This is a genomic window from Nocardioides sp. (assembly GCF_016462705.1).
Lineage (GTDB): Bacteria > Actinomycetota > Actinomycetes > Propionibacteriales > Nocardioidaceae > Nocardioides.
This window is the reverse complement of the sequence record NZ_JAEMSS010000062.1, coordinates 1-22,701: the sequence shown is the minus strand read 5'-3', so window position 1 is coordinate 22,701 and position 22,701 is coordinate 1. Positions and strand designations below refer to the sequence as shown.

Sequence of the window (22,701 nt, the reverse complement as noted above, 5' to 3'; positions counted from 1 at the left end):
GCGTCGACCAGCGTGGTCTTGCCGTGGTCGACGTGGGCGACGATCGCGACGTTGCGCAGGGGGGCGGTCAGGAGCTCAGGCACAAGGGTCGACTCTACGGTTTCCCCGGTGTGGGGCTCACATCCTCGGTACCGTCTTGCCACGTGCCTCCCGACACGTCAGAGCCGGATCTCGCCGAGTTCTGGACGTCGTACGTCGACGGCCGCCGGCGCGGAGCGGCGTTCGCCGTGCGGCACCCGGTGCGGGTGTGGCGGGCGTTCCGGGCCACCCGGAGGCTGACGGTGATCGAGGCGAAGCCCACCACGAGTCCCGAGGGCACCGCCATCCGGGCCACCCTGGAGACCCGCGGCCCGCTCGCGGCGCCGGCCCGGCTGCTCGGCACGGCGGTCCTCGCCGTCCCGGCCGACCCGGCCGAGCACGTGGGTGGACGCAGTGCCCAGACCCTGCGGCGCAAGATCCGCGCCGCCGAGCGGGCCGGTGTGACCTGGCGGGTCGTGACCGACCCGGAGGAGCGGCGGTCGCTGCTCGAGACCGCCAACAGTGCCGAGCGCGAGCACCCCGACCCGGCCTACCGGGTGGTGGCTCCGAGGAACGACGACCTCCTGGACCACGATCTCTGGCTGGTGGCCGTCGACGCCGCCGGCACCCCGATCCTGCTGTCGGTCACCCCGGTCGACGGCGAGATCGCCACGCTGCGCTACTTCCGCACCCTGGGGAGCGGCCCGGCGCACAGCGACAGCCGCTACCTGATGACCCACGCCCTGGTCACCGAGCTCGCCCACCGTGGCGTCCGGTGGCTCCTCGACACCGAGCCGCCCGGCGCCCAGACCAACGGGCTGCGGCACTTCCAGCGGATGGTCGGCTTCCGGTACGCCCGGGTGCGGCTGCGCCGTGGCGGCGCCGGCCGGCTCGCGGCGGCCGCGCTGCCGGCGTACGTCTCCGCCGGGCTGTGCCTGGAGCAGGCGATGGAGCTCGTCGCCTGAACGGGGGTGTCGCCCCGGCGTCCTAGGGTGGGTCGCATGCCTCGGATCGCGACCTCGGACCGCGTCGACCGTGAGGGCCTCCTCGACTTCGTGCGGACCCGGCACCACCTGGTGCTGGTGACCACCCGCTCGGACGGACGGCCACAGCTCTCGCCCGTGACCGGCGGTGTCGACGCGGACGGGCGGGTGGTCATCTCGACCTATCCGGACCGCGCGAAGGCGGTCAACCTGCGGCGCCGCCCGCAGGCCTCGGTGCTGGTGCTCTCCGACGAGTGGGACGACGCCTGGGTCCAGGTCGACGGCACCGCCGAGGTCCTGGACATGCCGTCGCAGGAGGCCGAGGACGGACTGGTCGAGTACTTCCGCTGCATCGCGGGCGAGCACTCCGACTGGGACGAGTACCGCGAGGCCATGCGCCGCCAGGGCAAGTCGCTGATCCGGATCACCGTCGACAGCTGGGGCCCCGTGGCCACGGGCGGGTTCCCGCCCGACCGCGCCCCCGGTGGCGGCGACTAGGTCCGGTCCCCGGTCATGACCTGCTTCCTGCCGCCCTACCTGCTCCGCGAGCTCGCCCGGCGCCGTCCGGAGCGCGCCGCCGAGCTCGAGCGGATGCTCGCGGCCGACGAGGAGATCCGCCTGCTCCGGCAAGGCCCGCCGCGACGGGCCGCGCTCGTCGCCGGTCCGGCGTGGACGGTGCACGACGCGGAAGGCGGCACCGAGCTGCCGGGCCGGCCGGCCCGGTCCGCGGGGGAGCCGGAGACCGGTGACCCCGCGGTCGACGAGGCGGCGTACGGCGTCGCCGGGGCGCTCGCGATGTTCGAGGAGGTCTACGGCCGCTCGTCGTACGACGGCACCGGTGCGCCGGTGGTGGCGACCGTGCACTACGGCCGGGACTACGTCAACGCCTTCTGGGACGGGGCGCAGCTGGTCTTCGGCGACGGCGACGGCGAGGTGTTCGCGCGGTTCACCCGGCCGGTGGACGTGGTCGGGCACGAGCTCGCCCACGCGGTCACCGAGCACACCGCGGCGCTGGCCTACCAGGGCCAGTCCGGGGCGCTGAACGAGTCGGTCTCCGACGTCTTCGCGGCCTGCCTCGAGCAACGCCTCCGGGGGCAGTCCGCCGTCGAGGCCGACTGGCTCATCGGCTCGGACCTCTTCCTGCCCGGCGTGGCGGCACGCGGGCTGCGCGACATGGCCGCGCCCGGCACGGCGTACGACGACCCGGCGCTCGGCCAAGACCCCCAGCCGGCCCACTTGGACGACTACGTGGACACCACCGAGGACAACGGAGGAGTCCACATCAACTCCGGCATCCCCAACCGCGCCTTCCACCTCGCCGCCACCGCGATCGGCGGCTCGTCGGCCGAGGGTGCCGGCCGGATCTGGTACGCCGCCCTCACCGGCGGCGAGGTCGGCGCCCGGACCGACTTCGCCGGGTTCGCAGCGGCCACCCTCGCCGTGGCGGGCGAGCACACGGACGTCGTCCGCGAGGCGTGGGCGACCGTCGGCGTCACCCCGGCCGCCCCGTCCGCGTCGTCCTCCGGCCCCGGCCTGCCGCCGCCCGTCCCGGTGCCGGGCCGCCGGGTCCTGGTGAGCCGGTCGGGCGGCTTCCTGGGCCGGACCGTGGCGGGCGAGGTCGACCTCGGGCGCGGCGGTCTCCGGGCGGACGAGGTCGCCGCCCTGGTCGACCGCGTCGACCTGGCGTCAGTGGCGGGCGGAGCCCCCAAGCCGGACATGTACGTCTACGACTTCGACCTCTGCGGCGACCGGGCCCGGGTCCCCGAGCAGCACCTCACCCCCGACCTGCGCCGGATCGCCGACCTGGTGCTGGAGCGTGACCCCGCCGACCCGACGCGATAGTCCGTCAGCCCGCCGCGGGGCCGCCGCCCAGGGCCCGGTCCAGCGCGGCCTCCACGTGCAGCGTCGTGCACGGGAAGACCGGGATGTTGCAGTCGGCCTGGTGGATGAGCAGCTCGAGCTCGGTGCAGCCGAGGAGGACGCCCTCGGCGCCGGCGTCCCAGAGCTCGTCGATGATCTCGACGACCCGGCGGCGGGTGCGGTCGATCACGTGGCCGTGCACCAGCTCGTCGTAGATCGCCGAGTTGAGGTAGTCGTGGTGGGCCGGGTCCGGCACCAGGACCTCGAGTTCGTGGGTCTCCATCCGGTCGGTGAAGAAGCCGTCGGACATCGCCACCGTGGTGCCGATGAACCCGACCTTCGTCACGCCCGCGTCCCGGCAGGCGTCGGCCACGACGTCGGCGAGGTGCAGCAGCGGGATGCCGACGGCGGCCTCCACCTGGTCGGCGACCTTGTGGAACGTCGTCGTGCAGAGCAGCAGGAAGTCCGCGCCCGCCCGTTCCACGCCGCGGCCGGCCTCGGCGAGCAGCGCGCCGATCTGGTCCCACTTCTCGGCGTCCTCCAGCTCGGTGAGCCGGGCGAAGTCGACGGTGCTGAGGACCAGCTGGGGCGAGGACAGCCCGCCCAGCCGGCGCTGGACGCCGAGATTGAGGTCCCGGTAGTAGGCCGCGCTGCTCTCCCAGCTCATCCCGCCGACCAGGCCGATGGTCTGCATCTCGGTCATGTGGCTCACTCTTCCACGCCAGCTCCCGGCCCGGCCTTCGGTGGTCTCGACGCGCCCGGCCGCTCGAAGACCCGGTGCACCTTGTGCTGCGCGGCCTGGGCCCGCGGCCGGATCACCAGCTCGTCGACGTTGACGTGCGGCGGACGGGTCACGACCCAGGCGATTGCGTCGGCGATGTCCTCGGCGACCAGCGGCTCGGCCACGCCGGCGTAGACCGCCGCCGCCTTCTCGGCGTCGCCCTCGAACCGGACGAGTGCGAACTCGTCGGTCCGCACCATCCCGGGCGCGACCTCGCAGACCCGGATCGGCTGGTCCCAGAGCTCGAGCCGGAGCGTCTCGGTGACGACCTTGGTGCCGTGCTTGGCCGCGGTGTAGCCGGCGCCGCCCTCGTAGGCGATCCGGCCGGCGGTCGACCCCACGTTGAGGATCGTCCCCGCGCCGGAGGCCCGGCCCGCGACCAGCAGGGCCGGAAGCAGGGAGCGGGTGACCTGCATCAGGCCGATCACGTTGACCTCGTACATCGCCCGCCAGTCGTCGCTGTCGGCCTCCGCCACCGGCGTCGCGCCGTACGCGCCGCCGGCGTTGTTGACCAGGACGTCGAGGCGCTCGCCGACCACGTCGGCCAGGGCCGCCACGGACTCGGCCGAGGTCACGTCGCACACCACCGCCGTACCGCCGATCTCGGCCGCCAGCGCCTCGACCCGGTCGGCCCGCCGCGCGGCGCAGAAGACGTGGAACCCCTCCGTCGCCAGGCGCCGTGCGGTGGCGGCGCCGATGCCGCTGCTGGCGCCCGTCACGACGGCGGACGGGGGCTGGTTCACCTGCTGGGTCGGGGTGCTCACCTGGACCATTGTGGTGAGGTACTCGTCACGTCGGGCCCCGGGCCTGCCACACTGTCCGGCGGATCGCACATGACCTCGGGGGGAGGTGCCCACGATGTCCACGAGGACGCTGGTGCGGATCGCGGGTGTGCTCGGCGGCCTGTGCTGGGTCGGTGCTGTCGCGGTCAACGACTACGAGGCCGCGGAGGCGGCCGCCAACGCGCTCTACTGGGGCGGCGCGGCGCTGATCCTCATCGCGCTGGTCGGGCTCGGCGCGGGCCTGGTCTCGGGCGCGGCCTGGCTGCGGCTGATCGTCGGCCTGTGCTTCCCGCTGCTCATCTGGTCGATCGTGGAGGTCCTGCACGCGGAGACCTCGGACGACATCGTCGACGCCGGCCTGGGTCTCGCGCTCGCGCTGTTCTGCACGGCCGCGCTCCTCGGGGGCACGCCCAAGGACGACGAGACCGCGCCGCGCCGCGGCAGCCACGCCAAGTAGGACCAGCCGCTCGGCGTACGTCGCCGGCCGGGACAGGTAGTACAAACGGCAACTAGACCCACTAGCCTCGGCGACGGGTACCGGGAATGCGACCCCGGCCCGTGGCGTTCCGTCTCGGGCGAGCGCGAGGACCAGCCTGTTGGACGACCCTGGGACGGAGGCAGACGTGGGCGAGCCCCTGAGGCGGTTGGCGATGATCAGCCTGCACACGTCGCCGCTCGACCAGCCGGGCACCGGCGACGCCGGGGGCATGAACGTCTACGTCATCGAGCTCGCGAAGCGCCTCGTCCGGCGCGGGCTCGAGGTCGACGTCTTCACGCGGGCCACGAGCTCGGCGCTGGAGCCGCGGGTCGACCTCGACGGGATCGCCGTCCGCCACATCCACGCCGGTCCCTTCGAGGGGCTGACCAAGGAGGAGCTGCCCGCCCAGCTCTGCGTGTTCGCCCGGGAGGTGCTGCGCGCCGAGGCGGCCCAGCCGGTGGGGCACTACGACGCGGTGCACTCGCACTACTGGCTGTCCGGCCAGGTCGGCGCGCTGGCCCGGGACCGCTGGGGCGTGCCGCTGGTCCACAGCATGCACACGATGGGCAAGGTGAAGAACGCCGCGCTCGCCGCCGGCGACACCCCCGAGCCCGCGGCCCGCCTGATCGGCGAGGAGCAGGTCGTCGAGGCCGCCGACATGCTCATCGCCAACACCGACATCGAGGCCAAGCAGCTCATCGAGCTCTACGACGCCGACCCGGGCCGGGTCGAGGTGGTCCACCCGGGTGTGGACCTGGACGTGTTCCGCCCGCTCGCGGCCGCCGAGGCGCGGGCCGGGCTCGGCCTCCCGGTCGACGCCGACGTCCTCCTCTTCGCCGGCCGGATCCAGCCGCTCAAGGCGCCCGACGTGCTGCTGCACGCGGTGGCCGAGATGCTCGACCGCGACCCCGGCCGGCGCAGCCGCCTGGTCGTCCCGGTCGTCGGCGGCCCCTCCGGCTCGGGCCTCGACAAGCCCCAGGCGCTGGCCGACCTCGCCGCCGACCTCGGCATCGCCGACGTCGTCCGGTTCGTGCCGCCGGTCTCGCAGACCGAGCTGGCCAGGTGGTACGCCGCCGCGACGGCGGTCGCCGTACCGTCCTACAACGAGTCCTTCGGCCTGGTCGCCGTCGAGGCCCAGGCCACCGGCACGCCGGTCGTCGCGGCCGCGGTCGGCGGGCTGACCACGGTGGTCCGGGACGGGCACAGCGGGCTGCTCGTCGAGGGGCACGAGGCCCACGACTGGGCGGTGGCGCTGACCCGGCTGCTGGACGACGACGAGCTGCGGGTCCGCCTCGAGACCGGCGCCCTGCAGCAGGCGCGGCTGTTCTCCTGGGACGTCACCGCCGACCGGACCCTCGAGGTCTACGAGCGCGCCGCGGCCGCACTCCGCGCCAGCACATGACCCACCCGGCACAGGTCGTCCGCGACTACCTCGCCGACAACGACATCGAGTTCGAGGAGACCGGCAAGGGACTGTTCAGCTTCTCGCTGCCCGGCGAGAAGAAGCTGCAGACGGCGGTCCGGATCGACATCGGGGGCCACGCCCTGGGCGTGCACGCGTTCGTCTGCCGCAAGCCCGACGAGAACCACGAGCGCGTCTACGAGTGGCTCCTCCAGCGCAACCTGCGCCTGTACGCCGTCGCGTTCGCGATCGACCGGCTCGGTGACATCTACCTGGACGCCCGGCTCCCGCTCGCCGTCCTCGACCCCGCCGAGCTGGACCGGCTGCTCGGCGCCGTCCTCTCGGCCGCGGACGACTCGTTCAACACCATCCTCGAGCTCGGGTTCGCCTCGTCGATCCGCAAGGAGTGGGACTGGCGGCGGCTGCGCGGCGAGCCCACCCACAACCTCGAGGCCTTCCGCGGCTGGCTGGAGGCCGAGGACCGCGCGGCGTCATCGGGCGAGCAGGACCAGGACGACGGCGACGGCGGCCGGTAGCCCCTGCACGATCAGGATCCGCCGCGACACCGTCGCGGCCCCGAAGACGGCGGCGACCACGACGCAGCCGAGGAAGAACGGGGTGACGTCGGTCCGGGAGCCGACCAGGCCCCAGACCAGGCCTGCCACGAGGAAGCCGTTGTAGAGGCCCTGGTTGGCGGCCAGCGCCTTGCTGCGCTCGGCGAAGTCGGGGTCGGTGCCGAACACCGCGCGGCCGGCCGGCGCCGTCCACAGGAACATCTCGAGCACGAGGAACCAGAGGTGCAACAGCGCGACCAGCCCGACCATGATGTCGGCCACGAGGTCCACGAGCGCGAGTATGCCCTCACCAGGCTGGAACCGGGCCGTGACTAGGCCGTGGTCGGCACCTCGTCGGCCACGGTGCGCGGCTTGCGGCGCGCCACGGCCACGCCGACCAGGGCGAGCACGCCACCGACGTACGCCATCGTCGGCGGGACCTCGTCGAGGAACAGCCAGCCCATGAGGATCGTGATCGGCGGGACGAGGTAGGTCGTGACCCCGAGGTTGCTCGCCGTCATCGTGCGCAGCGCGTAGGCGAACGTGGTGAACGCGACCGCGGTGGGGAACACGCCGAGGTAGAGGACCCACCACAGGTCGGCGGCCGACGCGTCCCGGGCGTCGTCGACCAGCTGCCCGGCGAACGGCAGGCACACCACGGCACCGATGGTGCAGGCGATCCAGGTGACGTGGATGGCCGGGATGCTGGCGACCAGCGGCTTCTGGAGCACCAGGCTGACGGAGTAGACGACCGCGGCGACCAGGCACAGGACGACCCCGAGGACGCTGCGCTCGCCGGCCGAGTCCGACGCGGTGGCGATCAGCGCGACCCCGCTGAACGCGAGGGCCAGGCCGAGGGCGAGGTAGCCGGTGAACCGCTCGTGCAGGAACGTCGCGGCCAGCAGCGCCACCAGGACCGGCGAGACCTGGATGAGCATCACCGCGGTGCCGGCGTCGACGTGCTGCTCGCCCGCGTTGAGCGCCACGTTGTAGACGCCGAACCACAGCACGCCGATCGCCACCAGCGAGACCCACTGGCGTCCGGTGGGCCGGGGCACGCCGCGGCTGAGGGCGACCACGCCGAGACACAGGGTGCCGACGAGCAGCCGGCCCAGCGACAGCGAGCCGGCGGTGAACGTGTCGGCCAGGTGGCGGATCGCCACGAACGCCGACGCCCAGAGCACCAGCGTCACGCCCACCGCGAGCGGCGGCAGCCACGCCGGCGGCGTCCGCTCGGCCTCGGCGGGCAGACGGGTGTCGGGGGCGGCGGTCACCGACCCAGACTAGGGACGGGCACCGACACCCGACACGCGGTTATCGGACGGCGTACGACGGTTTCGCGCCACCCTGCCGCCACCCTGCCGCCACCCTGCCGCCGCTCGGCCGATTCGTCTGGTCGCCCGAGCGTCAGAACACCGGCGGGACCGCAGACGGATCCGCTAGAGGTCGAGCTTGTAGCCGAGCCCGCGCACGGTGACGAGGTACTTCGGCTCGCCCGGGTCGGGCTCGAGCTTGGCGCGCAGCCGCTTGACGTGCACGTCGAGGGTCTTGGTGTCGCCGACGTAGTCGGAGCCCCAGACCCGGTCGATGAGCTGTCCGCGGGTGAGGACCCGCCCCGGGTTGCGCAGGAACATCTCCAGCAGCTCGAACTCCTTGAGCGGCAGTCGCTGCTCCTGGCCGTCGACGGTCACGACGTGCCGCTCGACGTCCATCCGCACCGGGCCGGCCTCGAGGGTCATCGGCGCCAGGTCGGGCTCGGTGCCGCGGCGCAGGACCGCCCGGATCCGGGCGACGAGCTCGCGGGGGGAGTAGGGCTTGGTGACGTAGTCGTCGGCGCCGAGCTCGAGCCCGACGACCTTGTCGACCTCGTCGTCCTTGGCGCTGACCATGATCACCGGGACGCTCGAGGTCTGCCGGATCGTCCGGCACACCTCGGTGCCCGGGATGCCGGGGAGCATCAGGTCGAGGAGGACGATGTCGGCGCCGTTGCGGTCGAACTCGACCAGCGCGGCGTTGCCGTCGGCGGCGACCGCGACCTCGAAGCCCTCCTTGCGGAGCATGTAGGCGAGCGCCTCGCTGTAGCTCTCCTCGTCCTCGACGACGAGCACTCGGGTCACGAGGGCACTCCTTCTTGCTTGGTCTGCGGGGACTGCGGGGACTGCTGGGTGGGCTGGTTGTACGGCGACGCGGTCTCGCCGATCTCGTCGTGGGCGTCGCCGGTGGGCAGGTGCTGCGGCAGGGTCAGTGTGAACGTAGACCCCTGCCCCTCCACCGACCAGACGCGGACGTCGCCGCCGTGGGTCGCCGCGACGTGCTTGACGATCGACAGCCCCAGGCCCGTGCCGCCCGTGGAGCGGTGCCGGGCGGGGTCGACCCGGTAGAACCGCTCGAAGATCCGGTCGATCTCGCCGTGCGGGATGCCGATGCCCTGGTCGACGACGGAGACCTCGACGGTGCCGTCGACGGCCTTGGTGGAGACCAACACCGTGGAGTTCTCCGGTGAGTACGACACCGCGTTGGAGACCAGGTTGGCGACGGCGGCGGTGACCTGCTTGGCGCTGCCCAGGACCTCCAGTCCCGGGGTGCCGGAGGTGACGACCTCGATGTGCTTGGAGCTGGCGTCGATGGCGCTGGAGTCGACCGCGAACCCGAGGACGTCGTCGAGCCTGACCAGCGTCGGCGTGTCGAGCGGGTCCTCGGACTGCAGGCGGGACAGCTCGATGATCTGCTGGACGAGCCGCCCCAGCCGCTCGGACTCGGTGAGCATCCGCTCGGCGAACCGCTTGACGGCCTCGGGGTCGTCCGAGGCGTCGGCCACCGCCTCGGACAGCAGCCGGATGGCGCCCACCGGCGTCTTGAGCTCGTGGCTGACGTTGGCCACGAAGTCGCGGCGGACCTCCTCGATCCGGCGCTCCCGGGTGCGGTCCTCGACCAGGGCCAGCACCAGGCGGGTGCCCAGCGGCGCGACCCGGGCGGTGACGTGGCGGGCCGGCTCGCCGGTGCGCCCCATCACCAGCTCGACCTCGCGGATCTGCCCGTCCCGGCGTACCTGCGCGACGACCTCGCTCAGCTCCGGGTTGACCACGCGGGACCCGCGGACCAGGCCGAAGGCGTAGGCCGGCGCGGAGGCCTTGACGACCAGGTCGGCGTCGTCGACGACCACCGAGCTGCTGCGCAGGACCGACAGGACCGCGGCCACCTCGTGGGGGACGGCGGGGGTGGGAACCACCGGAGCGGTGTGCTGCTGGCGGTCGCTGACGTGCCAGGCCAGCACCGCGCCGCCGGCGACGACGGCGCCGATGGCCGCGGCGAGGAACGCCTGGAACGTCGGATCCACGTCTCCAGAGTATTGCCTGGTGAGAGCGGTGCTCGCCGCCTCTGACCCGGCTTCGAAACGTTCACCCGGCGTTCACGTCTCCACCCCGAGTGGTCATGTGGGGCGCCTAGGGTGCTTCTCATGCGTGAGGCCTTCCACGAGCAGCTCGACTCGATCTTCGTCGACCTGGCCGCGATCTGCGGCCGAGTCAAGGACGCCGTCCATCTGGCGACCGAGGCGTTGCTGACCGGCAACAGTGAGACCGCGGAGCGGGTGATCAGCGCCGACGTCGAGATCGACCTGGCCCGCGAGCGGATCGAGGACCAGGCGTTCTCCCTGCTCTCGCTCCAGCAGCCGGTGGCGGGCGACCTGCGCACCGTCGTGGCGGCCCTGCGGATGGTGACCGAGCTGGAGCGGATGGGTGACCTGTCCGTGCACGTCGCCAAGATCGCCCGGCTGCGGGTGCCCAACATCGCCGTGCCCGACGAGGTGCAGCCGACCGTCTCGCGGATGGCGGAGGTGGCCGAGCACATGGTCGAGCAGCTCAACGCGATCATCACCGACCGGGACGTGGCCGCGGCCATCGAGCTCGGCCGCGACGACGAGGTCATGGACGGCCTGCGGCGTACGTCGTTCACCGAGCTGCTCTCCGACGACTGGAGCTACGGGGTCGAGGCGGCCGTCGACGTCGCCCTGCTGGGCCGCTACTACGAGCGGATCGCCGACCACGCCGTCTCGGTCGCCAACCGGGTCGTGTTCGTGGTGACCGGCGAGAACCCCAGCGCCCTTTCTGCCAGCTAGTCGGCGGGGCGGTTCGGCGGAGTCACCGGATATCCGGGGACTCTCTCACTTCTGCACCGAGATCTCGGTGCAGAAGCGTCGGACTCACCGGATATCCGGTGACTCCGCCCGGCTCAGCGGCCCTGGTTGGCGACCGCGGCGGCGGCCTCGGCGGCCGCCTCGGGGTCCAGGTAGCGACCGCCGGGGACGGTCGGCTTGAGCTCGTCGTCGAGCTCGTAGAGCAGCGGCATGCCGGTGGGGATGTTGAGGCCGGCGATGTCGGTGTCGCTGATGCCGTCGAGGTGCTTGACCAGGGCACGCAGCGAGTTGCCGTGCGCGGCGACCAGCACGGTCGCGCCGGTGCGCAGGTCCGGGACGATGCCGGACTCCCAGTAGGGCAGGAACCGCTCGACGACGTCCTTGAGGCACTCGGCCCGGGGCATCTCGGCGCCGAGGGAGGCGTACTGGGGGAGCCCCGCCTGCGAGAACTCGTCGTCGTCCTCGATCGGAGGGGGCGGTACGTCGAAGGAGCGGCGCCAGAGCATGAACTGCTCCTCGCCGTACTCCTCGAGCGTCTGCTTCTTGTTCTTGCCCTGGAGCGCGCCGTAGTGCCGCTCGTTGAGGCGCCAGTGGCGGCGCACCGGGATCCAATGACGGTCCGCCACGTCGAGCGCGAGGTGCGCGGTGGTGATCGCGCGGCGCAGCAGCGAGGTGTGGAGGACGTCGGGCAGCAGGCCTGCCTCGGCGAGCAGGCGCCCGCCGTGCTCGGCCTCGGCGCGGCCCTTCTCGCTGAGCGGCACGTCCACCCAGCCGGTGAACTGGTTCTTGGCGTTCCACTCGCTCTCGCCGTGGCGGAGCAGGACCAGGGTGAGCGTCACTCGCCCTCACCCTCGGTGCCGCCGTGACCGGGAGCCTCCGGCTCGAACTCGCAGTCGTAGGGGATGAACTCCGAGCCCTCGGTCAGGTCCAGGCCCTCGTAGTGGTCGCAGGCGGTGACGACGGGGACGTTGAGGTCCGCCGTGCTGCCGTCGGCGAAGGTCAGCGTCAGGGGGAGCACCAGCCCGGCATCGAAGTCGCCGCTGACCAGGACGCCGCCCTCGTCGGCGAGGTTGACCGCCTCGCCGGGAGTGACCTCGACCGGGTCGAACTCGTCGACCTCGAGGTCGGCGCCGGACAGCCCGGACAGCGCGACGTCGTCCTCGGCGCCGTTGACCAGGGTGGCGATGAAGGTGCCCTCGTTGGGCTGCGCCGCGACGACCACCGCCGACAGGACGTCGACCTGCCCGTCCCGGGCGTTGGTGCCCTGACCGGGCGTGTAGGGCCGGTCGGTCGCCAGGTCGAAACCACAGGACGTGAGGCCACCGAGGGACAGGACGAGGGCCCCCGTCGTGAGCGCCAGCGGGCGTCGCAGCTGCATGCGCACACCTTAGTGGTGACGCTCGGGTGCTCGCCGAGGCCCTACTGCGAGAGCCCGACGGCGGTGGCCGCGAACGCGAGCGCCACGAGGACGCCCACGGTGTAGACGGAGGAGACCCACAGCAGCCGGGAGGCGCCGAGCCTGAGCCCGAGCTTCAGCGGGAGGTAGGTCCACCCGTCGGCGTTGTCGGGCACCAGGCCCCAGAGGGCGCGCAGGAAGTGCACGCCGATCCCGAGCGCCGCGGCCAGCACCGTCACCAGCACCTCGGGCGGCGCGCCGTTGTCCTGGCCTCCCCAGCCGCCGTACGACAGGAACGCCGGGAGCAGCCCGTACGACGCAGCCCAGGGCAGCCAGGAGAAGAAGCCCTTCCGGACCCAGATCCAGGTGCCGAGCACGGCGGCGCCGAGGGAGGCGAGGTAGGCGGTGCCGGCGTAGACGCCGTTGGCCACCGCCAGGGGCACGACCACGAACACCCCGACCGCAAGGACGAACCACACCGTCCCCGGGTCGAGCCGCCCGTCCGCGACCGGTTTGCCGGCGGCGTGGTGCCGCGCGTCGCGGCGGCGGTCGACCAGGTCGTTGAACCAGCCGAGGCAGGCCTGCCCGACCAGCACGGTGCTCATGACGAGGAGGAGCTCGCGGGTGGGCCGGCCGGCCAGCGCGGCGGCGACCCCGACGCCGAGCGCGGTGACCAGCGCCTGCCGGGGGTGCGCGGCCCGGACCACCAGCACGGGGGTGAGGTTGCGCAGCGAGAAGGGCCGGGGCTCGTCCTCGAGGGCCTGCTCGTCCGGGCGGTCCTCAGCAGGAGCCGGGCCGTCGACAGGGGCCGTGGCGGGCTCGTCGGTGGGCTCCACGACGTCCTCACCCCGGCGCCGGCGGCGGATCGCAACCATGGGCGGCAGTATCGACCACCGGCGGCGCGCAGGACCGCCGACGTGCCCTTTCACCTGCGACTTCGTCGCCCCGGGGCACTGTCCGGACCCTCTGCCACAGTGGGCTGCACCACACCGAACCGGGATCTGTCAAGTACGGATTGTGGCTCTGACCTGCGGAAACGTCGATTCGGTCGCCGCGTCCGCGTGGTAAGATCGAGTACCGAACAAAGGGGAACGCAACATATGACTTTCACTGTCGGCGAGACCGTCGTCTACCCGAACCACGGTGCCGCGATCATCGAGGACATCGAGATGCGCACCATCAAGGGAGAGGACCGGGAGTACCTCGTCCTCCGGATCGTCGCTCAGCAGGACCTGGTCGTGCGCGTTCCCGCGTGCAACCTCGACCTGGTCGGCGTCCGCGACGTGGTCGACAAGGAGGGCCTCGACCGGGTCTTCGACGTCCTGCGTGCCGCGCACGTCGAGGAGCCCACCAACTGGTCGCGCCGCTACAAGGCCAACCTGGAGAAGCTCCACAGCGGTGACGTCATGAAGGTCGCCGAGGTCGTCCGCGACCTGTGGCGTCGCGAGCGTGACCGCGGCCTGTCCGCCGGCGAGAAGCGGATGCTGGCCAAGGCCCGCCAGATCCTCGTCTCCGAGCTGGCCCTGGCCGAGCACACCAACGAGGACAAGGCCGAGACCATCCTCGACGAGGTCCTCGCCTCCTGAGCACCCAGCACGACCGAGACCCCCGGGACGACGATCCCGGGGGTCTCGTCATTTCCGCCCTCGGCGTGGTCCTCGACCAGGACCGTGGCTCCCTGCCCTATGCCCTGGTCCACGGCGAGCCGCTGGTCGCCTGCGCCGCGTGGGCCCTGGGCGAGGCCGGGGTGACCCTGGTCGACGCCGGGACCCCGTGGTCGTCCCTGGTCGCGGCGGGCGACCCGCTCGTGCTGCACGACCCGCTGTGCCCGCTGACCCCGCCGGAGTTCCTCGCCGAGTGCGTGGCGGCCGCGGCGCACGGCGCGGTGGTGGTCGGGGTCCGGCCGGTCACCGACACCGTGAAGGTCGTGGTCGGCGGGTACGTCGGCGCCACCGTCAACCGGGAGGCGCTCCTCCAGGTCGTCTCGCCCGTGGTCCTCCCGGCGGCGGTGGTGGCCGAGTTCGACGAGCTCCCGACCTCGGACCTGCCGGCGCTGGTGGCGGCTCTGGCGCCGCACGTGCAGGTCGTCACCCGCGAGGCGCCGCCCAGCGCGCGCCGGGTCGACGGGAACGACGACCTCCGCCTGCTCGAGGCCCTCACAGCCGGCTCGCCAGCCCGACGTCGTCCGGGAACGTGATCTTGAGGTTGAGCGGCCCGCTGGGCACCGCCACCACCTTGACCGGGGCGTAGCGCTCGACGCAGGCCGCGGTGTCGGTCCCCTCGAACCCGTCCGCGTCCGCCGCCCGGTACGCCGCCAGCAGTGGGGCCGCCTGGAACGCCTGCGGTGTCTGGACGCCGACCAGGTCGCCGTCCATCTCCACGAGCCCCTGCGTCAGCAGCCCCGGGAGGACCGCCGCGGGCAGCGCGCCGCCGAAGTGCCGGGCGGTCCCGATGACCGCCTCGAAGAGCTCGACGGGTGCCAGCGGCCGGGCGCCGTCGTGGATGGCGACGACGTCGAGCTCGCCGGCGTCGATCTCGGCGGCGAGGACCTGCAGCGCCTGCCACTCCGAGGCGTGCCGGCTCGCCCCGCCGGTGACCAGCAGGGCCTCCCGGTCGCCGAGCACCGGGGCCACCGCGTCCCGGACCGCCGACTCCTCGCCGGCCCGGGCGACGAGCACGATCCGGCGTACGTCACCGACGGCGAGCGCCGCGCGGACCGACCACGCGACGACGGCCGCGTCCCCGAGGGGGAGGAGGACCTTGTTGGTGTCCGCGCCGACCCGGGTCCCGGACCCGGCGGCGAGGATGACGACGGCGGCGGGCACCGTCCGACCGTAGCCGGGATCCCGAGGCGCCACGCTCGACCGCGCGCTCGGATTCACACGGCCGTTACACGGGATCGTCGAGCCGAAACCTGACGTGCCTACGTTCGGCTCCGTGACGCCGTCCCGCACCGAGGCTCTCGAGGAGTGGCACCCGGTGTGCCGGGTGGCCGAGCTCGAGGTGGAGCGGGGCGTCGCCGCGCTGGTCCACGGGCAGGCCGTGGCGATCTTCCGGTTCGACGAGGACACCGTCTACGCGCTCGCCAACCACGACCCGTTCTCCCGCCAGTCCCTGCTCGCCCGAGGCATCGTCGGCTCGCGGGACGGCGTCCCGTTCGTGGCCTCGCCGCTGCACAAGCACGCCTTCGACCTGCGGACCGGGCAGTGCCTGGAGGACCCGCACGTGTCGGTGGCCGCCTACGACGTCAAGGTGGTCGAGGGCGTCGTGCTGATCGGCCACCGCAAGACCGCGGCCTAGCCCGGTACTACGCCGACGGCGCAGGGTCGGGCTCGGGAGCCGGCGCCGTGAGCTGCCGCGGGACGATCCGCCGCACCAGCAGCCACACCGCCAGCGGGAGCCCGACGAAGTAGAACGCGGTGGTGCCGAGGTCCAGGCCCGGCTCGTGGATGACCTCGAGCCAGTTGAGGATCGTGACCGAGAGCAGCAGGTAGCCCACGAACATCAGGGTCCGGGCCTCGCGGGGCAGCCGGGGGCTCGACTCGGTCGTGAAGCCGGCCCCGCTGGCGAGGGTGTAGAGGATCCCGAACACCACCACGACCACGACCGGCAGGCCGAGCAGGCCGCCGGCGTACGAGATGTAGTCGCCGCGGCTGATCACCAGCCAGGAGAACACGACCACGGCGAGCAGCAGCGAGACCTCGGCGAGGTCGAGCCGCCGCCAGCGGACGAGCAGCCAGCCGACGACCGCCAGCGTCACCGCCAGGTCGACGACGGGGTAGGAGAAGCCCCAGCTGTAGTCGGTGGCGGCGTCGATCCAGGCCGGCAGGTTCCAGACGCCGAGGAGGAGCAGCCCGGTGCCCAGCTCGCGCGACCGTGCCGGCCCGAGCCGGCGCGACCCGGACCGCACGAGCCGGGCGCCGCCGAGGATGGCGAGGACCGAGGCGACGATCGGGACGGCGTCGTTCAGCGTGTCGAACGGGTAGTGCCGCGACGGGACGAACCCCCAGTCGTCCCGGGTGAGCTTGACGACGAGCTGGGCGAAGCCCAGCAGCACGACCTGGCCCAGGATCACCAGCGACAGGACGGCCGCGCCCGCCAGGGTGAGCCGCTCCTTGGCCTCGTCGACGGCCGAGTCCGGGCCGGGAGGCACGGTGCGGAGGAGGTACGCCGCCAGCCCCCCGATGAGCAGCACCGCCGCCATCGTCCGGACGATCGACAACGGCTGGTTGGCCAGCAGGGTCGACCAGTAGTCGCGATGCTGCCAGAGGGCCGACCAGAGCTTGACCGCGATCACGCCGAGCAGGGCGGCGGCCAGGACCCGCAGCCACCGCGCGGAGGCGCTGCGGACCGGCTCCGCGATGCTCGAGGAGACGTCGGTCGCGAAGTCGACGACGGCGACGGCCGCGATGAACGTCAGCGGCACGAGCAGGCCGTCGATGGTGCTGAACGCGGTGTGAAGCCAGGTCTGGACGTTGCCCTGGAAGCCGAGGTCGGCGGCGGCGACCCCCATCCGCAGGTGCGTGCCGGCCAGCGCCCCGAGGGCCAGGAGGGTCAGGACCCGGAACGTGGGGGTCGCCCACCTCGTCCACCCGCGCGCCCGGCCGGGGAGCAGTGACAGCCCCGCGGAGAGCACCAGGGCGGCGACCGGTGTCCAGAAGGCCACGCTCAGGACCGTCTCGCCGTGCTGCAGGATCCAGACGCCGTCGGCGGCGATGGCGCCCGGCAGGCTGAGTGAGACCACCGTCGTCGCGTAGACCGCGGCGACCCCGATCCGGACCAGCGGGGAGGCGTCCAGGGCGCCCCACACGACCAGGGCGATGGCGAGGCACGTGGCGACCAGCGTGACCGGGACGAGCCCGTCCGGCACCAGCACCGGGTCGTCGCTCTGCAGCGCGACCAGGTCGCCGCGCCGCCACACCTCCGTGAACAGCAGCGAACCCAGCAGCAGCAGGAGGGTGACCAGGCCGGCTCTGGCCAGCTGCCGCTCGCCGCGCGACAGCCCGTCCAGCCGGAGCCGCCCGCTCTGCACCGGGTCCCGGAAGGTGGTGACCCACAGGGGGGTCAGCAGGAACAGCAGGGCGCGGAGGAGCTTCGCGGTCACCGGGTCACCACCAGGCTCTCGACGACGCTGCTGAGGTCGACGGTGGGGACCAGCAGCTCGCCGTCGGGTCCCGCGCCGACCGTGGGGAGCAGGACGTCGTTGGCGCCGGGTGGCTCGTAGGCGCCGAGGAAGCGACCCGTGGCCAGGTCGAGGGTCACGACCCGGAAGTTCCGGGCGGCGAGGTCCTCGGGGCGCCCACGCTCGATCACGTGCACGGCGCCCTGCGAGACCACCGGGGTGCCGGCCGGCTGGGTGGCCATCCGGTAGGACCAGAGCACCTCACCCGTGCCGGTGTCCCGCCCCGTGACGACGTTGGCGGAGTCCGTGGACACCACGACTCCCGACCCGACCGCCGGACCGACGAGGAACTTCAGCCCCCCGACCTGCTGCTGCCAGCGCACCCGGCCGGTGCGGAGGTCGGCGGCGACCAGCTCGACCCGCTCGCCGTTGGGCTGGGTGGGGTCCGGCACCACGAGCGGTGCGTAAACGGTGTCCCGGTCCGCGGCCAGCGGCGTGTAGGTGGTGCCACCGGCCAGCTCGCCGCCGAGCTGCCACACCACCTCGCCCGTGCGTCCGTCGTAGCGGGTGAGCCCCAACCCGGCGTAGAGCACGTCGCCGTCGTGGGTCGGCAGCGGTGTCGGCACCCCGGAAGCACCGGGCACCGCCTCGGCCCAGCGGGCCTCGCCGGTGCGGAGGTCGGCGGCGAGCAGCCCGACCTCGGGCAGCGGGACGTACGCCGTCCCGTCGCCGATGGCGGGGGACGAGCCGGGAGTCCCCTTGCCGGTGGGCAGCGACCACAGCGGCTCACCGGTCTCGGCGTCGAGACCGATGGTCTCCTCACCGCTGGGGACGACGAGGACGCCCTCGGCGACCGCCAGCCCCACTGTCCTCCCGTCGACGATGGTCAACGGTGCCAGCTCGGCGGGCAGGGCGCTGCGGACGACCGCGTTGTCCCAGGTGAGCGCATAGATCGTGGAGTCGTCCAGCACCGGGGGGACGTTGGGGGCCCCCGGCATCGGGTAGGACCGGGCGGAGTAGGCCACGCCGACCGGACGGTCGTCCGCCGACGTGGGGTAGGCGAAGAAGACGTGCGACGTGCCGAGCGTCGTGCTCTGGGCGTGGTAGACGACGGTGTCGTCGAGCCGGGCGACCGTGCCGTCGACCACGAAGACCCCCTCAGGCCGAGGGAGGCGCCACGAGTCGACGACCGCACCGTCCTCGAGGTCGAGCACGGTGGCGCGCCCGTCCTCGCTCATGGCCAGCACCTCGTCCCCGACGATCACCGGAGCGACGGTGAGGTCCTCCAGGTCCCGGGCCCACAGCCGGGCGCCGTCGTCGAGCCGGAACGCCTCGACGTCGTCACCCTCCGACACCATCACCACCGCGTCGTCGGTGACCGCGAACGGCTGGGTCGGGTAGGACCGGCCGCGGCGCTGCCACAGCAGGGTGCCGTCGTCGAGGTCGAAGCCGTTGACCACCCCGTCCATGTCGGAGGCGACCACGACGTCGCCCCCGATGGCCGGGCCGAGGTCGACGCCGTTGGAGAGGTCGTTGCTCCAGAGGTCCTCGCCGTCGTCCAGGTCGAGCCCGGTGAGCGCGCCCGCCGTGTCGGCGACGACCAGCACGTCTTCCTGGACGGCGGGCGGCAGTGCGACCCGACCGCCGAGGACCGCGGTCCACTCCACGTCACCGTCGTCCGGGTCCAGGGCGACGACCGTCGCGTCCTCGACCGGCACGACGACCACGTCGCCGGCCACCGTCGGCGCCGCTCCGACGACGTCGTCGAAGGTCTGCACCCACTGCGCCGACCCGTCCTCGAGCGACAGCGCCCAAAGGGCCTTGGAGGCGTCGGCCACGAGGACCACGTCCTCGTCGATCGCCGGGGCCGCGACGATGGGCGGGGAGAGGGTGACCTGCCAGCGAAGCTCACCCGTCGCCTCGTCGCGCGCCGAGACCAGGCCGTCCTTCTCGCCCAGGACCACCGTCCGGCCGTCCGAGACCGCGGGGAACGGGGCCGCGACGTCTCGGACGTCGGTCCAGGCCAGGTCGCGTCCGAGGACCCCGTCCGGCACGGCGTGGCTGCGCCGGGCGTCGAACCCGGCGGTGGAGGGCTCGCCCTGGTCGGGTGCCTGGTCGGTCGGCTGGTCGGTCGGCTGGTCGGTCGCCGTCGGGTCCGGGGCGACGGGCTCCGGCAGCGGACCGAGGTCGAGGGCCAGGCCAGGGCTGCGGAAGCGGACCAGCTCCTCGGCGACGTCGACGTCCTGGACCTCGTTGACCGTGCGGGTCCGCACGACACCGATGTCGGGGCAGGTCCACTCGGTGATCTCGTCGACCTCGCCCTTCTCGCCGTCCTGGACCTCCACCTCGGTGAGGATCTCCGCGCAGTCCTCGAAGGTCTCGCCGCCCACCTCGATGTCGTCGACGTCGGTCACCTCGGCCTCGAACGCGAACGGGTCCCCGTCGAGCGTGCCGTCGTAGTCCCACGACGTGCCCACCTCGGGCGGCAGGGCGTAGGCAGGCGCGGGAGGCTCGATGTCGAAGGTCTGCCCCCGGCCGATCACGCCGTACTGGAGCAGCTCCTGGCCCTCGATGCCGACGTAGACGTCGAGGGACTGCTGGCCGACGCCCGGGTAGGCGTCGTAGACGCTGGAGATGCGGGTCAGGTCGGTGAGCTCCCCGTCCACGACCAGCTGGGAGAGCCCGAGCACCTGGCGGGTGCGCCGGCCCGACGGCTCGCCGTGGTCGGCGACGGTGTAGACCCACGTCGTCCCGGGCTCGAGCGGCTGCATGGCTGCCATGGCCTCCGCCGGGTCGTCGACACGGCTCGCGCCGACTGAGGCGGCGAGGCCGACGGGGACGAGCACGAGCGCCGGGAGCCAGGCGGCAGTGCTCCGGAGCCGGCTCATGCGGGCCGGCGTACGAGCAGGGCGGTGGCCGTCGCGGCCACCCCCTCGCCGCGTCCGGTCAGCCCGAGCCCGTCGGTGGTGGTCGCCGAGACGGTCACCGGTGCACCGGCGGCCGCTGACAGGGCGGCCTCCGCCTCGTCGCGGCGTGAGCCCACGCGGGGGCGGTTGCCGATGACCTGCACCGCGGCGTTGCCGATCTCGAAGCCCGCCGCCCGCACCCGGCGGGCGGTCTCCTCGACGAGCGCCGCGCCGGACGCTCCCGCCCAGGCCGGGTCGCTCGTCCCGAACTGCGCGCCGAGGTCACCCAGCCCGGCGGCGGACAGCAACGCGTCGCAGACGGCGTGCGCGGCGACGTCGCCGTCCGAGTGCCCCGCCAGCCCGTGCGTCTCGTCGGGCCAGGCCAGCCCGGCGAGGTGCATCGGCACTCCCTCGACCAGGCGGTGGACGTCGGTCCCCACCCCCACCCGCATGTCCACGGGGCGCATCATGCCTGCTCCGGACGCAGAACGTGCGCACCTCTGCGCCACAATCGAGGCGTGACGACGTTCCGGGGTGCCTGGTCGGCCGCCGGTCTGGCCGCCGGCGCCGCCGGCCTGGCCACCAGCTACTTCGCCGCGATGGCCCTGACCATCCGCGAGTCACCCGTCGTCGCCGTCGCCGAGCTCGTCATCCGGCTCACCCCGGGACCGGTCGCCGAGTACCTCATCTCCCTGGTGGGCAAGCTCGACAAGCCGCTGCTGCTGCTCGGGATCTTCGTCTTCCTCGGGGTGGTGTTCGCCTGGTCCGGGCGCCTGGCCCGCCGGACGTGGTGGGCCCCCGCGGTCGTGTACGCCGCCCTGGCGGCCGTCGGGGCGGTCGCCGTCTCGACCCAGCGGGGCGCCGCGGCCATCGACGTCCTGCCGGTCGCGGTCGGGTTCGTCACCTGGCTGGTCACGCTGTCGCTGCTGACCGAGCCGCTCCGGGCCGCCGAGGAGCGGGGGGCGGAGGCCGACCGAGCGGCCGTCGACCACCTGATGCCCGGCGAGGTGATGCCCGAGGCCGGTCCGGTCCCGGACGACGCGCACACCCGGCGGGCCTTCGGCATCAGGGTCGGGCTGCTCGTCGCGGCGGCCGGTGTGCTCGGGGTGCTGGGCCGGGTCGTCGGGCGGGGACGCCGGCACGTGGAGGAGGTCCGCGGGCTGCTCCGGCTCCCGCAGGTCACCCGGCCGGCCACGCCGGACGGCGTCAGCGCCGGGGTGCGGGGCATCACCCGCTGGATGACCCCCAGCGACGACTTCTACCGGATCCACACCGCGATCGTCGTGCCCGCGATCGAGCCCAAGGACTGGACGCTGCGGATCCACGGCATGGTCGAGCGGGAGATCACGCTGACCTACGACGACCTCCTCGACCGCCAGTTCACCGAGGCGTGGGTGACGCTGAGCTGCGTCAGCAACGAGGTCGGCGGCAACCTGATCGGCAACGCGTGGTGGAGCGGGGTGCTGCTCGCCCCGATCCTCGAGGAGGCCGGCATCCTGCCGGGGGCCGACGCGGTCCTGCAGACCTCCGACGACGGGTGGACCTGCGGCACCCCGCTGGCCGCCCTGACCGACTCCCGCAACGCGATGCTGGCCCTGGCCATGAACGGGCGCCCGCTGCCGATCGACCACGGCTTCCCGGTGCGCACCCTGGTGCCGGGGCTCTACGGCTACGTCTCGGCCACCAAGTGGCTGCGCGAGATGGAGGTCTCCACCTTCGCGGACATCACCGCCTACTGGACCGAGCGAGGGTGGGGCGAGCTCGGCCCGGTGAAGATGTCCTCGCGGGTCGACGTCCCCCGGTCCGGCGAGGACGTGCCGGCCGGCGAGGTCGTCTTCGGCGGCGTCGCCTGGGCGCAGCACACGGGTGTCTCGGAGGTGGAGTTCTCGGTGGACGGGGGCGCCTGGCGGGCCGCGGACCTCGCCCTGGTCCCCAACGAGGACACCTGGGTGCAGTGGTCCGGCACCGCCGACGTCCCCCCGGGCGACCACATCGTCCGGGTCCGGGCGGTGGACAAGAACGGCACCGTGCAGACCGACGTCGAGCAGGGCGTGCTGCCCGACGGCGCGACCGGCCTGCACGCGCGGGACTTCACCGCGTCATAACCCCCACGAGCTTCGGCCCGGCACCCACGACGGACCGCGTGCTGGCTTTCTACCCTCGCGAGCTTCGGCCCCGGGACCATGGCGACGCTCGCTGCGCTCGCGCGCTTCGCCGTCGCCACGGCCTCCGGGGCCGATCACGAGGCGCCTCGCTTCGCTCGGTGGGCTGCGCGGAGCTGCGC

General features: G+C 73.3%; 25 protein-coding genes. 11 read left to right on the top strand and 14 right to left on the bottom strand.

The features are described 5' to 3' along the window. Window positions 1-83 (bottom strand): GTP-binding protein (locus tag JHD21_RS21895; RefSeq protein WP_365695804.1); only part of this gene is annotated, 83 nt, incomplete at its 3' end. Window positions 84-143: 60 nt separating this feature from the next. On the opposite strand from JHD21_RS21895, the gene JHD21_RS10020 reads away from it, so the two are divergent. The 3 genes from JHD21_RS10020 to JHD21_RS10010 are packed head-to-tail and all read left to right on the top strand — an operon-like array spanning window position 144 to window position 2,843. Next, window positions 144-983 carry a hypothetical protein gene (locus JHD21_RS10020; RefSeq protein WP_292674232.1) on the top strand — a complete coding sequence of 280 codons (840 nt, stop codon included), beginning with the start codon at window positions 144-146 and terminating at the stop codon, window positions 981-983. A 36-nt stretch (window positions 984-1,019) separates the two neighbouring features. Further along, window positions 1,020-1,499: a PPOX class F420-dependent oxidoreductase gene (locus JHD21_RS10015; RefSeq protein WP_292674229.1), complete on the top strand. Its 480-nt coding sequence runs from the start codon at window positions 1,020-1,022 to the stop codon at window positions 1,497-1,499. A gap of 15 nt (window positions 1,500-1,514) precedes the next feature. Then, window positions 1,515-2,843 (top strand): M4 family metallopeptidase, encoded by a 1,329-nt coding sequence (locus JHD21_RS10010; RefSeq protein WP_292674227.1) that lies wholly within the window; start codon window positions 1,515-1,517, stop codon window positions 2,841-2,843. A gap of 4 nt (window positions 2,844-2,847) precedes the next feature. On the opposite strand, the gene JHD21_RS10005 is transcribed toward JHD21_RS10010, so the two are convergent. Both JHD21_RS10005 and JHD21_RS10000 read right to left on the bottom strand, forming a co-directional pair. Then, a complete protein-coding gene (locus JHD21_RS10005) occupies window positions 2,848-3,564 on the bottom strand; it encodes an amino acid racemase (RefSeq protein WP_292674224.1) in 717 nt (238 codons plus the stop codon). Between the two features lie 5 nt (window positions 3,565-3,569). Continuing rightward, complete coding sequence (locus JHD21_RS10000; protein ID WP_292674237.1) at window positions 3,570-4,385, bottom strand: SDR family NAD(P)-dependent oxidoreductase; 816 nt, start codon at window positions 4,383-4,385, stop codon at window positions 3,570-3,572. Between the two features lie 115 nt (window positions 4,386-4,500). Between JHD21_RS10000 and JHD21_RS09995 the strand changes: the two genes are divergently transcribed. The 3 genes from JHD21_RS09995 (at window position 4,501) to JHD21_RS09985 (ending at window position 6,840) form a co-directional block, all read left to right on the top strand. Beyond that, window positions 4,501-4,881: a hypothetical protein gene (locus JHD21_RS09995; protein ID WP_292674221.1), complete on the top strand. Its 381-nt coding sequence runs from the start codon at window positions 4,501-4,503 to the stop codon at window positions 4,879-4,881. Between the two features lie 193 nt (window positions 4,882-5,074). Then, window positions 5,075-6,304: a D-inositol-3-phosphate glycosyltransferase gene (gene mshA, locus JHD21_RS09990; protein WP_292674219.1), complete on the top strand. Its 1,230-nt coding sequence runs from the start codon at window positions 5,075-5,077 to the stop codon at window positions 6,302-6,304. Continuing rightward, the gene (locus JHD21_RS09985; protein ID WP_292674216.1) at window positions 6,301-6,840 is read left to right on the top strand and encodes a YbjN domain-containing protein; all 540 of its coding nucleotides are present in this window, start codon (window positions 6,301-6,303) and stop codon (window positions 6,838-6,840) included. The genes mshA and JHD21_RS09985 overlap by 4 nt, the downstream gene beginning before the upstream one ends. Here JHD21_RS09985 and JHD21_RS09980 read toward each other — a convergent pair. From JHD21_RS09980 to JHD21_RS09965, 4 genes are all read right to left on the bottom strand, one after another. Then, a complete protein-coding gene (locus tag JHD21_RS09980; RefSeq protein ID WP_292674215.1) occupies window positions 6,796-7,149 on the bottom strand; it encodes a DUF1304 domain-containing protein in 354 nt (117 codons plus the stop codon). The two genes, JHD21_RS09985 and JHD21_RS09980, sit on opposite strands and share 45 nt — an antisense overlap. A gap of 41 nt (window positions 7,150-7,190) precedes the next feature. Beyond that, entirely contained in the window at window positions 7,191-8,132 is a 942-nt protein-coding gene (locus JHD21_RS09975) for a DMT family transporter (protein ID WP_292674211.1), read from the bottom strand. A 165-nt stretch (window positions 8,133-8,297) separates the two neighbouring features. Next, on the bottom strand, window positions 8,298-8,975 hold the full coding sequence (locus JHD21_RS09970; RefSeq protein WP_292674209.1) for a response regulator transcription factor: 678 nt from the start codon (window positions 8,973-8,975) through the stop codon (window positions 8,298-8,300). Then, entirely contained in the window at window positions 8,972-10,195 is a 1,224-nt protein-coding gene (locus tag JHD21_RS09965) for an ATP-binding protein (protein WP_292674207.1), read from the bottom strand. The genes JHD21_RS09970 and JHD21_RS09965 overlap by 4 nt, the downstream gene beginning before the upstream one ends. A 120-nt stretch (window positions 10,196-10,315) precedes the next feature. Here JHD21_RS09965 and phoU point away from each other — a divergent pair, with 120 nt between their 5' ends. After that, a complete protein-coding gene (phoU, locus tag JHD21_RS09960; protein WP_292674204.1) occupies window positions 10,316-10,975 on the top strand; it encodes a phosphate signaling complex protein PhoU in 660 nt (219 codons plus the stop codon). Window positions 10,976-11,088: 113 nt separating this feature from the next. Here the strand turns inward: phoU and JHD21_RS09955 are convergent, their stop codons facing one another. Genes JHD21_RS09955 through JHD21_RS09945 form a run of 3 tightly spaced genes read right to left on the bottom strand, consistent with a single transcriptional unit; the run spans window position 11,089 to window position 13,264 of the window. Then, complete coding sequence (locus JHD21_RS09955; RefSeq protein WP_292674201.1) at window positions 11,089-11,832, bottom strand: phosphoglyceromutase; 744 nt, start codon at window positions 11,830-11,832, stop codon at window positions 11,089-11,091. After that, on the bottom strand, window positions 11,829-12,371 hold the full coding sequence (locus JHD21_RS09950) for a hypothetical protein (RefSeq protein WP_292674199.1): 543 nt from the start codon (window positions 12,369-12,371) through the stop codon (window positions 11,829-11,831). Before JHD21_RS09950 ends, JHD21_RS09955 begins: the two co-directional genes overlap by 4 nt. A gap of 41 nt (window positions 12,372-12,412) precedes the next feature. Further along, entirely contained in the window at window positions 12,413-13,264 is an 852-nt protein-coding gene (locus tag JHD21_RS09945; RefSeq protein ID WP_292674196.1) for a UbiA family prenyltransferase, read from the bottom strand. Between the two features lie 225 nt (window positions 13,265-13,489). Between JHD21_RS09945 and JHD21_RS09940 the strand changes: the two genes are divergently transcribed. Beyond that, on the top strand, window positions 13,490-13,975 hold the full coding sequence (locus tag JHD21_RS09940; RefSeq protein ID WP_292674193.1) for a CarD family transcriptional regulator: 486 nt from the start codon (window positions 13,490-13,492) through the stop codon (window positions 13,973-13,975). A 65-nt stretch (window positions 13,976-14,040) separates the two neighbouring features. Then, entirely contained in the window at window positions 14,041-14,586 is a 546-nt protein-coding gene (locus JHD21_RS09935) for a hypothetical protein (RefSeq protein WP_292674190.1), read from the top strand. Here the strand turns inward: JHD21_RS09935 and JHD21_RS09930 are convergent. Further along, window positions 14,546-15,214 (bottom strand): 2-C-methyl-D-erythritol 4-phosphate cytidylyltransferase, encoded by a 669-nt coding sequence (locus JHD21_RS09930; protein ID WP_292674188.1) that lies wholly within the window; start codon window positions 15,212-15,214, stop codon window positions 14,546-14,548. The genes JHD21_RS09935 and JHD21_RS09930 overlap by 41 nt on opposite strands. A gap of 112 nt (window positions 15,215-15,326) precedes the next feature. Here JHD21_RS09930 and nirD point away from each other — a divergent pair, with 112 nt between their 5' ends. Then, window positions 15,327-15,689, top strand: a complete 363-nt coding sequence (gene nirD / locus JHD21_RS09925) for a nitrite reductase small subunit NirD (RefSeq protein ID WP_292674186.1) — start codon at window positions 15,327-15,329, stop codon at window positions 15,687-15,689. Between the two features lie 7 nt (window positions 15,690-15,696). On the opposite strand, the gene JHD21_RS09920 is transcribed toward nirD, so the two are convergent. The 3 genes from JHD21_RS09920 to ispF are packed head-to-tail and all read right to left on the bottom strand — an operon-like array spanning window position 15,697 to window position 20,869. Then, complete coding sequence (locus JHD21_RS09920; protein WP_292674183.1) at window positions 15,697-17,493, bottom strand: hypothetical protein; 1,797 nt, start codon at window positions 17,491-17,493, stop codon at window positions 15,697-15,699. Then, a complete protein-coding gene (locus tag JHD21_RS09915) occupies window positions 17,490-20,399 on the bottom strand; it encodes a PQQ-binding-like beta-propeller repeat protein (protein WP_292674181.1) in 2,910 nt (969 codons plus the stop codon). The genes JHD21_RS09920 and JHD21_RS09915 overlap by 4 nt, the downstream gene beginning before the upstream one ends. Further along, window positions 20,396-20,869, bottom strand: coding sequence for a 2-C-methyl-D-erythritol 2,4-cyclodiphosphate synthase (gene ispF, locus JHD21_RS09910; RefSeq protein WP_292674235.1), 474 nt, complete (start codon window positions 20,867-20,869; stop codon window positions 20,396-20,398). The genes JHD21_RS09915 and ispF overlap by 4 nt, the downstream gene beginning before the upstream one ends. 66 nt (window positions 20,870-20,935) lie before the next feature. Between ispF and JHD21_RS09905 the strand changes: the two genes are divergently transcribed. Further along, entirely contained in the window at window positions 20,936-22,522 is a 1,587-nt protein-coding gene (locus JHD21_RS09905) for a molybdopterin-dependent oxidoreductase (RefSeq protein WP_292674179.1), read from the top strand. Window positions 22,523-22,701 lie beyond the last annotated feature (179 nt).